The 12,375-nt window shown below is 63.0% G+C and carries 7 protein-coding genes; 1 reads left to right on the forward strand and 6 read right to left on the reverse strand.

Annotated elements, in window-relative coordinates; translation table 11 throughout:
• The first annotated feature begins 413 nt into the window (after nt 1-413).
• Entirely contained in the window at nt 414-4,046 is a 3,633-nt protein-coding gene (locus tag QFZ57_RS16035; protein WP_306900924.1) for a heparinase II/III domain-containing protein, read from the forward strand.
• 533 nt (nt 4,047-4,579) lie between these two features.
• Here the strand turns inward: QFZ57_RS16035 and QFZ57_RS16040 are convergent.
• The 6 genes from QFZ57_RS16040 to QFZ57_RS16065 form a co-directional block, all read right to left on the reverse strand.
• The gene (locus QFZ57_RS16040; protein ID WP_306631317.1) at nt 4,580-6,508 is read right to left on the reverse strand and encodes a glycoside hydrolase family 127 protein; all 1,929 of its coding nucleotides are present in this window, start codon (nt 6,506-6,508) and stop codon (nt 4,580-4,582) included.
• A gap of 76 nt (nt 6,509-6,584) precedes the next feature.
• On the reverse strand, nt 6,585-7,538 hold the full coding sequence (locus QFZ57_RS16045; protein ID WP_306631318.1) for an N-acetylglucosamine kinase: 954 nt from the start codon (nt 7,536-7,538) through the stop codon (nt 6,585-6,587).
• A complete protein-coding gene (manA, locus tag QFZ57_RS16050; RefSeq protein ID WP_306900925.1) occupies nt 7,535-8,263 on the reverse strand; it encodes a mannose-6-phosphate isomerase, class I in 729 nt (242 codons plus the stop codon). The genes QFZ57_RS16045 and manA overlap by 4 nt, the downstream gene beginning before the upstream one ends.
• Before the next feature lie 64 nt (nt 8,264-8,327).
• Complete coding sequence (locus QFZ57_RS16055; protein ID WP_306900926.1) at nt 8,328-10,457, reverse strand: glycoside hydrolase family 36 protein; 2,130 nt, start codon at nt 10,455-10,457, stop codon at nt 8,328-8,330.
• A 2-nt stretch (nt 10,458-10,459) separates the two neighbouring features.
• Nucleotides 10,460-11,509, reverse strand: a complete 1,050-nt coding sequence (locus QFZ57_RS16060) for a hydroxyacid dehydrogenase (RefSeq protein ID WP_306631322.1) — start codon at nt 11,507-11,509, stop codon at nt 10,460-10,462.
• A complete protein-coding gene (locus QFZ57_RS16065) occupies nt 11,506-12,354 on the reverse strand; it encodes a sugar phosphate isomerase/epimerase family protein (protein WP_306631323.1) in 849 nt (282 codons plus the stop codon). The genes QFZ57_RS16060 and QFZ57_RS16065 overlap by 4 nt, the downstream gene beginning before the upstream one ends.
• Nucleotides 12,355-12,375: the final 21 nt, after the last annotated feature.

Consider the following 12,375-nt stretch of genomic DNA (forward strand, 5'->3'; position numbering starts at 1 on the left):
ATGACGAACGAAGGGGTTCACCTTTGAAAGACCCAGCAATTTGCCGCCCACTGGGGGCTGCCCTGGCACTTTCCCTGCTTGTCGCGACTGTAACTGCCGGGGGCGCAATCGCGGCGTTCCCCCAAGCACCTGCGACAGATACTTCCCAAGGCTTCTCTATTCCAGGAGCGACCTTCGAAGAAGGTGCACAGCCGTCCCTGCCCGAGGGCTGGAGCCAGAGCGGACCGGGAACGACCTCTACCGGCACGGCTTCAGCACGGACCGGAAAATCCGGCGCAAGAATCAACTCCGTCTCTGAGACCGACGCGACGGTGCTCAGCTCCCCCGCCGTTAAGTTGAAGAAGACCACCGACGTTGTTTACTACCGCGCCCTGGTGCGGCCAGCGGAAGGGTCACCAAGGGTTGAACTTCGGGTGAAGTTCACCGCAGCCGACGGCAGCGAAGTAGGCCAGCAGGTTTCCACCCTTACGGCGATGAAGCCGGGCTCCTGGTCCGAACTGTCCCTGACGGCCGCCACCCCAGCTGACGCAAAAAACGTCCAAGTCTCGATACACGTCCTGGGAGCCACAGCTGTGGATGTCGATGACATCTCCCCCGACGTCCGTCAACAGCGGGAACTCGTGCCAAATGGAGGGGCAGAAACTGCTAGCGACACCGGCCAACCAGGGCCGGCCGGGTGGTCCCCGGCCTCCGTACAGTGGACCCCTGTCACAGTCCCGAACCCCTCGGCGGAATCAGGGACAACAACCCCGGAAAACTGGAAGACGTTCAACTACTCCGCAGCTAAAGCCATGATGGTTTGGGATAACGCGGTTGCGCACACTGGCACAAAATCACTGCGCATTGACGGTGTCCCCGGGGGCATCGGTGACTGGCAGCAAGTCAACTATGTCCCGATCTCTCCAGGCACCTACAAGTTCGGGTTTTGGATTAAAGGACAGAACGCCGCCCCTGGTGACATCCGGCCCTTGGTGATTTTCCGCAATGCCAACGGCCAAACGGTCGGCGGCGACCGGATCATCCAAAACACGGTGTCCACGTCGGACTGGACCTACGCTGAGTCCATACTGGCGGCACCTGCCGGGGCCGTCTCGGTCCGGATCGACTACCGGCTCTACAATGGCGGAACTGCATGGTTCGATGACATCACCATCGCGAAGCAGACCACCGTATCCGGCGTGGCCGAAGGAAACACGGCCGGCACGGACTCCGGAACCGCCCAAACCGGGCAGAATTCCCTGACCCTTACCAATAGATCCGACGGCGACCAGTCAGTCCTGGAGTCTGCCCCTATTCCCGCCGAGCGGCTGGCAGGCTACGACTTCTCAGCCGCGCTGAAAACGGATCTGGCCAGCGGCTCGGCGGCTGCAGGGCTGAAGTACCTGGACGCCAACGGAGTCACCCTCAGCGAACAGCTGACTGAGCCTGTAAGCGGCGCTACCGGATGGCATGCCAGCAGGCTGCAGGGGTTTCCCCCCGCGGCAGCAACCGAGGCCCGGGCCTTCGTCCGCCTCACCGGCAAAGGCCAGGCATGGTTCGACGACGTCTCGCTCGTTCGGAGCACCGTCGTCGACCCGAACGCCAAGGCAATCGCCCGGCCGTCACTGCTGCTCAACAGCTCCGAGGTCAAGAGTCTGCAGGACCGCGTCAAGACGGGCGTTGTAGGTGAGGAGTACCAGCGCCAGCTCGCGTTATCCCAAAAATGGACTGTCGACCAACTGAAGGACCCCGCCTACCTGGTCAACCCCTACAGGGCACAGAGCAACATCTATACGGTCCCGGCCGGCGCCACCAGGATGCGCCTGTCTTTCGACGTCGAAGGTAAAGGTTCGACCATGATCGACGCCATCACCCTCACGTCCCTGGCCAACGGCCAGCCCGTTACCATTCCGGACAATAGCTTCGAGGAGTTTGGCTCCGGCACGAGCCCCTGGACTGCCAACACGGCGGGTGCCGCGGTCAGCAGGACCACCGATTGGGCCGCAGCCGGCGCCGCCTCCCTTAAGTACGCCGCCGGCTCCCCCGCCGGCAAGGCCACGGTGACCTTGAACCAGGACCTTCCGGCAACGGCAGGCGCCCGCTACTCCCTCGGAGCCACCATCAGCCAGCGTGGACTCATTGAGGGGGCCGGCCTCACCTGGAGCGTCACGTATACAAATGACGCCGGGACACCGGTAGGCGCAGCGTACAGAGCCCCTGCCTACAACTGGGACACGCACACCCGGTGGGATTCACCGCTATTTGAGGCCACACAGGCGAGTGCCAACGTGTACCTCGTGACCGGGGACGAAGAAGCTGCCCAAAAGGCGATCCTAGGACTCAAGTACCTCATTGGTGAGTCGGTGTGGGGTATGAACTACGCCCTCACCACCGGGGGCAAGCCCAACGGTGAGGACGGCTACGGGGCTGTGCATTTCGGCCGCGCGATGGGAGGCTTCGCCCAGGCTCTGGACCTCGTCATCAACTCAAAATCCATCAATCCTACCGACCAAGCATGGCTCATCGACCGGCTCGGCTGGATGCAGGACACCCAGATGAACCTGGCCTACTACGACCGCTCCACCGATGCGGGCCGGATCTCGAACTGGAATCTTGACCGGGCCATCGGCGTCGGTCTTGTCAGCATGGCCCTCCCGAACCTGACGTCATCGGGCACCTACCGCGCCCACGCCCAGGGGGAAGTCGAATGGACCCTGCAAAACGTCGTCGGCGACGACGGGGCATTCCCCGAAACCATCAGGTATCACGCCGCCCCGCTGGTGCGTCTCGTGCCGTTTGCGCAGGCGCTTCGGCGGGCCGGTGGGCCGGATCTGGTCAACAACGACAAGCTGAAAAAAATGTTCTCCTTCCTTGTGAACATCCAGACTCCTGTCGATTCAACCAACACCAAGGCGCCGGGAACAGTCCTAATGCCTGCCATCGGTGACGCTGACTACAACGAAAAGCCCTACCGGATCCTCGGCTGGAACGCCCCGCTGTACGAGCATTCCGACCCAGAGCTTTCCGCCGCTATGCAGTGGACCTGGAATCGGGCAGGGTCACCGATAGCCGACACCGGCGCCAACCCATGGGCACTGCCGCCGCTGCTAAACACTGACCCGGCACTGCCCTCCAAGGACCCGGCCTTGTCCTCGACAGCGGTCAAGAGCGTTGGGTACGACATCCTGCGAGACAAGGTGGGAACGCCCGACGAAAACTACCTGATCATGTCGGACACGCCGCGGCCCCTGGGCCACAACCACGATGACCGCAGCGGCTTCTCCCTCTGGGGCAAGTCCGTTCCCCTGGCCCTGGATTCGGGTGTGGGCGGCTACTTCAACGGGGACAATGTCTGGTTCAACAGTGCAGCGGCCCACAACGTTGTCCAGTTCCAGTCCGACGGTGCCTGGCAGGGCACGGCCCCATCTGTGGAAACGCCTGTCCGCTACTACTCAGACAAGCTTGACCTGGTCCAAACCGGCGGTGCCACGCCGGGTGCCACGGACTACCAACGGAACATGATCCAGCTCAAGGGCGGATTCAACGCCTTCCTCATGTGGGACCGCATCAAATCCTCCGTACCGAGCCGGTTCAACCTGCACACGCTGACCACGTCAATAGACCAGGCCCCCGGGTTGCTCACGGCCCACGGTTATCAGGGAGTGGATCTGGATGTTCACCTCCTCGGATCGGCGCAGCCCTCGGTTGGCCTCGACAAGGGCAAAGTCTCCGGTGATTGGCCACAGGAGAACCAGCAGTGGCTGCAGCTTGGCCAACCTGCCGGAACAGACCACACGGTTATGCTCCAGCCACGGGCGAAGGACGCAAAGCCAATCGAAACCATCGAACGCGCAACCGGCTCCGGTACCCTCAAAGCGTTCGAGTTTGTCGCTGCCAACGGAGAGCGTGCCCTGGTTGTCCTCAATAGCGGGGACGCGACCGCCAGTACCGAGCTCGGACTGACAGGAGACTGGACGGGCGCTACCCCCGAGGCAAACGGCTCCATCAACGGCACCGCCGTTAACGTCAGCGCTCATCAGGCTCTGGTCCTCATGAAGGCCTCGTAGGGCCAAGAATGCGGAAGGATTAGCTGAGGCGGCCCAAGACGGTCCCGCCTCAGCTAACCTGCAGAACTGAAAATTGGCACGGCGCACAAAAGGCCGGTGGAAATGGCATCATCAGCCATCTCCACCGGCCTTCCGGCATCCCAGGAAGATCATGTCCCTCGGCGTGCACCCCGGTCCGATCCGTCGGGAATTCCCAGCAGGAGGGCGGCGCTGGATTCCTCGTCCGTGCGGAGGGGGCGTCCCGGATAATCGCTGTTCCTGTGGATCGATGACCTGCTGCAGGAACATGGCACGGTGCCCGGCAGCCGTTTGCCCCTGATACCGGGTAAACCCGCGGGCGTGAGTGTCCGGAAGAACCAACAGGGGAAGTAGTTTGTGGCTTCCCCGTATACTCCCACGTACCCATTTTCACGGGTGAGGCCGGCCAGGCTCAGCCCGTAATAGTGGGGACCGTAAGGCATCCGCCGGACCTGGCGGCCTTAGTCATCGAGCTTGCTAAGGGCGAGGCCCTTCACACCGGCCTGCTTTAAGCGTTAAGAAATGACCGGGGTGTGTACCGGGATCCATATCCTCATGGTCGAGCTGCCGCGTTCGGCCCAGGAGTGGTACGGGACCAGCGCCGCTTGGGCGCTGCCGGCGGTCACCGTGTCATTTTGGTTTGCGAAGGGCCAGGCGCCCCCGGCCGGTCCCCGGTGCAGTCCGCCCAGCTGTACGGTGATGGTGCCGTCCTTTTCGGTGAGGCCTGCCGCTGTGTCTATGTGGGCGTCGGCGAGCTCCCATCCGGCCGGTAGGTCAACAGATTCCAGGGCGAAGACTTCGGGACCGCGCTCGATGGCCACGCAGCCGCGGACAGCGTCAATCCGGTCATCGGGCCAGGAGAATCGGGGAGCCATCGGAAGGTCGAGGATGATTTCCTGCCCGGGCCGGAAAGCCTCTGTGACTGTGATTGTTCCGGGGCCGGCAGGCTTCGGCCCTTCGCCGGCATTCAGCGTCGCGCCGGTGGCCCAGGCGGGGACCCGCAGACTGATGCTGACGGGCGTACCGGGCGCTTCGGCCACGGTCAGCTTGATCCGTCCTGTGGCTGGGTAGTCGGTTTCGACGTCCAGGATCAGGGCGCCGGTGGCCAGTTCGGCGCGGATGCGTCCAGCCGCGTACTGGTGAATCTGTACTCCGTCTGCGTCCGTGGTTGCTACATAGGAGCTGAGGCTTGCCAGGGTCCGGGCGACGTTGGGCGGGCAGCAGGACACTTCGAACCACGCCTCACGGCCGCTGGAGCCTCCCCGGATGCAGACGCCGTCTTCGTTCAGTGGCGCCTCCCCGGCGGTAGTGCGCTGATGCAGGGTGTTGGCGTAGAAAAAGGACTTCCCGTCGGCGGAGGGCGATGTGGCCACAATGTTGTAAAGCGTCCGCTCGATCAGGTCCGCGTATTGTGGGTCCCCCGTGGCCAGCAGCAGGCGCCAGCTGAACATGTTGGAAGCGACTCCGGCGCATGTTTCACAGTACGATCGATCCGGCGGGAGCACGAAGTCTTCGCCGTAGGCTTCGTCCATGTGATGTGAGCCCATTCCGCCGGTGATGTAGGTGCGGCAGGCAACGGTGTTCCGCCATTGGAGCTTCAGGGCATCGAGGAGTTCGGTGTCGTTGGTTTCAACCGCAACGTCGACGGCGCCGGCGGCGAGGTACAGGGCGCGAACGGCATGGCCGCGCAGGACCTTGGCCGCGCGGACGGGCATGTCGTCCTGCCAGTAGGCCTGGCCGAATTCAAAGAGGGGCAGTGTTCCGGTGCCTCTGCGCTCGATGAAGGTCCTGGCCTGGTCCAGGTAGCGCCGTTCGTCGGTGACCCGGTACAGCTCCACGAGGGCTACCTCGATCTCGGCGTGCCCGCATACTTTATCCAGCCCGCGGGGCCCGAACATGATGCAGACGTGGTCAGCAAGTTTTCGGGCAACGTCCAGGAGCTTTACCGCCCCGGTGGCGCGGTGGTTGGCTACTGCAGCCTGGATCAGGTGGCCGAAGCAGTACAGCTCATGGCCCCACTTGAAATCGGAGTAGCGGGGCTGCTGCCAGGGCCGGCCAAAAAGCGTGTGCAGGTAGCCGTCCGGCTCCTGGGCTGCGGCCAACTTGTCGATGAAGGCATCCATGACCTCACTGAGTTCCGTTTCGCCGGAGCGGGCGTGTTCCCAAGACATGGCTTCGATCAGCTTGTAGATTTCCGAGTCGGCGAATTCCCGTCCTCGGTGCTCGTACTTTTCCTTCCCAGCCGCCTTCTCAAGGTTGCCCAACCAGTCAAGCCGGGTGACCCAGGAGACGCCATGAGGAATGATGGCGGCACGGTTCAGTTCTTGGCGTTCCCCCCAGAAGCCACCCGACAGGGATACAGCCGGCAGGGGCAATGGCGAAAGAACACCAGTCGAGGGGGCGACTGGAAAAGTCTTTGCTGCGGGGACGTAAACGGATTTCATTGGGCCTCCATATGCCGCCGCAAGGCGGCGGGCTGGATTTTCGACAATGTTTGAGGAGAGAGAAACTTCGGTATGGCTAGGCCGGTCGCGCCGGATGTTCCGCGGCGAGCTGGGGGACACCGTAGACGGGGTCTTGGGTAACCGGGCGGACATCGGTTATTCCGTCCCTGGCCAAGGCTTCACGGAAGGCTGATTGAAGCCGCAGTACGTGCATGCCGAGCCCTCCTCCCAGGACAACGGGTCCCGCGATGCCCAATTGAGACAGTGTCTGCGCTGTCATATCAGCGAGATCCTGCCCGGCACGGTCAAGCATCTTCTGACTGGGAACGTGTCCAGCGTCGGCGCCCTCTACTACCAGACGTGCCTGCTGCGCCCAGTACCGGCGTCCTGTGCCCGCCGAATGGAACAGCGCGATCAGTTGATTCGGATGATCCAGATCGCATGCGCGGAGGAGACTCCGGGTGAGGGCGTCCGCTTCGTAGCCTTGGTTCATTCTGCGCAGGCTGTGGCGGACAGCTTCCCGGCCGAGCCAGTATCCGCTTCCTTCGTCTCCCAGCAGGTATCCCCAGCCCCCTGCACGTGCATCGACTCCGCGCGGATTGCGTCCCCAGGCCGCTGACCCCGTCCCGGCGATGACGGCGACTCCGCTGCTGACTCGGCCTGCTGCCAGCAGCAGCCGCGAGTCGTGGACGACGGTGGTCAGGGCTTTCGGTGCGAAAGGTGCAATCAGAGCTTTTAGGGCTTCGGCATCGGCGTCCGAGTCGATTCCGCCGGCACCGGCGTATACCTGCCGGACGTCGCCGTAGCCAATCTCCGCGAAAAGCTCTGCGAGGTGGGCGCGGGCACCTTCCCGGCTGACGTTCTGGACGTTGGCACTGCCGGCGATACTGTCAGCGACAGGCACGCCATTTTCGAACCGTACGCCGTGGGTCTTGGTCCCACCAATATCCAAACCGATCAAGGCTCCCGTTGCGACACTGGCCGTATGAATCCCCTCGGCTGTGAACACGGAGTTTGTTGAGTTGGTCATATCACGCCTGACATGTCGCTGAGCTCCAGTGCGGTTTTCAAAGCGGCGGTATGGGGACCCTCGGGGATCGTCGAGCCCAGCAGCGCCGCCGCGGCGTCAACCGCACGGGAGACTTCATCGCCGCCCCTGATCAGTCCGGTGAAGGTTCGGCGGACAGCAGTTGGGTCGTTGGCGGCGGCAAGAGTGGAGCTGGCCTGTTGCAGGACCTCGTGGATTTCTGGCCCTGTCTCCCTGAAAGAGGTCACGAGCGCGTCGAAAATCGCTTTGGTCTCAGTTGCAGGACGGAACCCGCACAAAGCTTCGAAGTCCGTGAGGGCCAGAATCATCTCGGGCTTGTGGTTAGGGTCCTTATAGTTGCGTGCCTGGGCATCTTTCGGGACGCCGAGAGCATCTTCAGCTGCGAAGCCGGACGCGGTTTGTTCCCGTGTCGGGTGTACCTGAAGTGACAGTGCAGATTCAGCAGCCAGCACCTTCATCAGGAACGGCAGTGTGCTCCCGAAAGCGGCGTGCCTGTCCGGCCCCAGCAGGCCTTCCGGATCGGCACCAATCAACTCATTCAAGCGTTCGCGGCCGGTGTCCAGGACTGCCACTGACGGCGCTCCTGGATGGGCGCCGATCCACATCTCCGCCTCAGGGGCACCTGAGGGTGTGCGGCCAAGGTAGTCAGCGATGAGTGTCGTGGAACTCCAGGCGCTATCCCTGATCCGGTTGTTCAGTTTGTACATGGCTTCTTCTCTCGGAACCAGGAACCGCAAATGGCTCGGACGTATCAGCGGTGGGAGGGAGTCGTCAACTATTGGGTTTCACCCGTTCAGTCGTGCCCAACGCAGCTTCTACGGTGAAGGTCACTGCGGAGGGACGTCCATTGGGCGTGGTGGCGGTGAGGAATAGGTAGCCGGATGGGTCCCACTTTGTCTTGAAGCCCTTGCCTGATCCCAGCCGGTTGAAGGTGACTTCCTGGCCGGCCCAGCGGGGCAGGTGCAGTGTCAGTTCGTTTTGTGTATGCCCGCGGTGCCAGACCGTTATCAGGTCCCTTTCGGACGCCCGGAGTCCCACGGACAACCACTGGTCCTTCCACAGGGGTATTCCTGACGGATAGAACGCGGTGGACGCCTGGATTTCCGGCAGTATTTCCTTGTGCACTGATACCGCTTCGCGGACTAACGCCAACTGGCCGGTTGTCATCCTGTCGAGGAAGCCCGAGAGGCACATCCGGCCGAGCATCCCGGTTGCCAAGGTGAACCGTATTTCCTCGTCGTCCATTTCGGGCTGGGGGTAGGACCAGTTGGCTGCCTGCTCGGGGAGGACGCTGAGGAAGGCGTTGGCCGCGATGGGCGGATACAGCAGCGGATCCTGCTGGTCCGAGGTTGACTGAAGGTCAAGGCGTGCCAGCAGCGCATAGTCCTGCCGCATCGCACCGGAGGCACAGTTTTCGATGATTACCTGGGGATGGCGGGCCTTCACGCCGTCCAGCCAGTCAAGGTAGCCCCGGTTATGCCCGAGCAGACCGGCGCCGGAGGAGCTGGCGCCGAGATCAGTTCCGGTACCGGCGGTGATGTTGTAGTCGAGCTTGAAATACACCGTGTTGAAGTCGGCCACGAGCCGGTCCACCGTCTCATCAAGGTGCGCTCTCGCTGCCGGATGCCTGAAGTCCAAGTGGTACCGACCGTGTTCTACTATCCGGACATCACGGCGCTGAAGGAATGCCTCTTCGGGCAGAGATGCGGCCACGGGGCTCCGGACGCCCACCACTTCCGGTTCCAGCCAGAGCCCGACGCCCATGCCGGAGGAGCTGATGGCGTCGGTGACCTCTGAGAGACCGTTGGGGAACCGTGCAGTTGAGGGTTGCCACTCCCCCACAGCGTCCCACCAGTCGGTTGTGTCGTCGTACCAGCCGGCGTCGATGCAGAAGATGTCAGCACCGGCGTCAGCGGCAGCTGTGACCAGCGGAAGGAGCCTTTCGGTGCTGGGGTCCCCCATCAGGGTGTTCATGAAGTCGTTGTAGATCACGGGCGGCTGGCGCGAAAAAATGGGGCCCCGGAGCGCCCGGCGGTGTGCGGTCATCTGGGCAAGCGCACCCTGCAGACCGGCCCGGCTGATGGCCAGGGCTGCCGGCACGGTAGAGAACTCCTCGCCGGGCTGCAGGGCATGAAGCCAGTTGTGTTGATCATCTGTGGGACCGAGCAGGGCGAGGCCGAGGGCGTCGCGGGTCTCGCTCAGTTCCCAGGCCCATCCCCCGTTGTGTTCAACCTGCCACATCCAGCACCACTGGTCATCGGCATCGACAACTGCAGCGGTGGGTAGAGGCCCCCCGGTGGACCAGGATGAGGTCGAAGCGCGCAGCAGGTGCCCCCGTTGGTCCTGTTCGTGAAGGCCCAGGTTCAAATCAGGCAGGTTCCGGCGTACGTCTTCCACGGTCCATTGGTTTTCACCCAGCCATTGCGAGGTGGCCGAGGCCAGTTGCAGGGTGGCGGCGTCGACGGGGTGGTGTCCGGCCAGGAGCGGGAGGGCCAGTGTCGAGACGGCCTGAAGCGCGACGGGTTTGCTTCCGCTGTTGCGGACGGACGTGACGGCCTGGACGGTTGCGGTACCGGTGGCGGCGCGGAGGACAACTTCTGCTTCCAATCGGGTTTCCTCGTCACGCTGGAGCACGGTGAGGATGTGCCAGTCGCCATCCGTTGTGATTGTGTGCCCGATGTATCTAAGCCGCTTGCCAATGGCGGATTCAGCGTAGCGTTGGCTGGTTCTGGCCCTGCCCTCCTCAACGGTGAGGATTTCCACCAGGGCAGGACCGGACGCCAGCGGTGCAGAAGGGGCTTCGGCCGGATGCAGGTAGGCGACACCGACAGGGCTTTCGCTGTCGGCACGAAGCACCAGTTGCAGGGTGTCGTTTGACCATGAAATAAAACGGGGTTCCATCGTTATGCCATCCTTGTCAGGTCGCTTTGGCTAACCGGGAACCGCTGGGGTGCGGCTGCGGCGTAACGTTCAATTTCATCCATCGCGTAGGCTGCCAGCCGGTGCAGCTCGTTACCCATCGAACCAGCAATATGGGGTGTGAGCAGTACATTGGGAAGCGTGAACAACCGGTGGCCGACGGGCAGGGGTTCCGGGCTGGTGACGTCCAGGAAGGCATTGAGCCGGCCTGATTCCAGCTCAGCAACCAGTGCGTTGTGGTCCACGAGTTCCCCCCGGGCCGTGTTGATCAGGGTCGAGCCGTCCTTCATGGCGGCAAGCTGCGCCGGTCCAATCATGAGCAGGGTCTCTGGCAGAACCGGCGCGTGTAACGACACCATGTCGCTGCAGCTCAAAAGCTCATCCAGACTTACCCGGCGGGCGCCCAGCCGCAGCGCCTCCGCGTCGCTGATCGTTGGGTCATACACGGTGACATCAAAATCAAAGGGCCGGAGACGTTCAAGGACCAGCCTTCCGATGGTGGATGCTCCGACGATTCCGATGGCCCGCTCGTAGTTACCGGTGTCCGGGAACTCCAACTCCCGGTCAATTTTGGTTTGGCGCTGCGTGTAGAGGTGGCTGGCAGTGATCGCTGACTTTCCGGCCAGGAGGATGAGCCCGAGGGTGTATTCGGCAACGGGCAACGCGTTGGCTTCTGCAGCCGTTGTCACGATGATGCCTTGCTCCCAGCATTCGGGCAGGACATGGCCCTTGACGCTTCCGCCCGCGTGGGCAATGAGCTTGAGCCGGGGCATGCGGGCAAGAACGGTTGCGTCGATGCGGGGAGAGAACCAACCGGTGAGGAGAACATCCACGTCTCGGATGGCTTCGTCGGGCGTCGTGTCGAAGTCCTGGATGACCATGCTGAAGTCGCAGTCGCAGATCGATTCGAGCCGGCTGCGGAGACGTTTGGAAAACAGGGCGTCCCGCAGGTCGGCATCCTGCATTGCCAGAGCCACTTTGGGCCTGAGCACAGGCGTTCCTGACGCGGTGGTGCTGTGCAGTGCTGCACTCAATTGATGTCCTCATCCCAATGTCTGTCGAGCCATGTCCGGACGGACTCCAGTGCGACGTCCAGCTGAGCCGCCTGCGGATACCAGGCTTTTTCCCACTCAAGAGTCACCGGACCGCAGTATTCGTGGCGGACCAGCAGTTGGCCAAACTCCTCGGTGGGCAAGGAGCCCTTGCCGATCGGCAGGGGTGTACTGCTGGCGGGCATGTTGGCGTCTTTGATTTGGACGCAGCCGCGGCCGGTCGCCAGCCAGGGGGCGAGGGTTTCCCACGTCTCTTCCAGCTGTTCGCCTACACGCCAGGGATGCAGGACATCCCATACCACCCCCACGGGTCCGTCCACTCTGTGGAGGATCGCGGCGATGTCCTTGCCCGTGGGATGCGAATCGTGAGTCTCCAGCACTGGCAGGACGCCGAGGTCAGCGGCGTATGAGGTGATGGCACTGAGCCTTCGTGCCGCCCGGTCATCTACTTCTTCACGTGATTCCATCAAGGGCGGGACGTCGATGAAGGCGGCAGGTCCGGTATCTGCTCCGGGAAATACCCGGACCATGGGTGCCCTGAGGTCCCTGGCGAAGGCTATTGCCTGGGTGAGCTCGGCGAGGACCGCTTCATCGGGCCCCGGAGCCGCTACCTTCACGTAGCTCGCGATGGCGGTTACCTGCACACCTGCAGCCTCAATCCGGCGTCGCAGGTCGCCCCGGGCCGGTGTGCCCATCTGTGGGTCGGCGATTTCCCCCGGCGCGAGCCGCAGTTCGATGCCCCGGATGCGGTGTTGTTGCAGCCAGGTCAGGACGACGTCCAGGGGTGTCCCTGGTGCGCCCAGCGTTGAGGCGGACGGCGTGATCATGTTGTTCCTCTGGTTTGGAAG

The sequence above is a fragment of the Arthrobacter sp. B1I2 genome, assembly GCF_030816485.1.
In the GTDB taxonomy this organism is placed as follows: Bacteria; Actinomycetota; Actinomycetes; order Actinomycetales; family Micrococcaceae; genus Arthrobacter.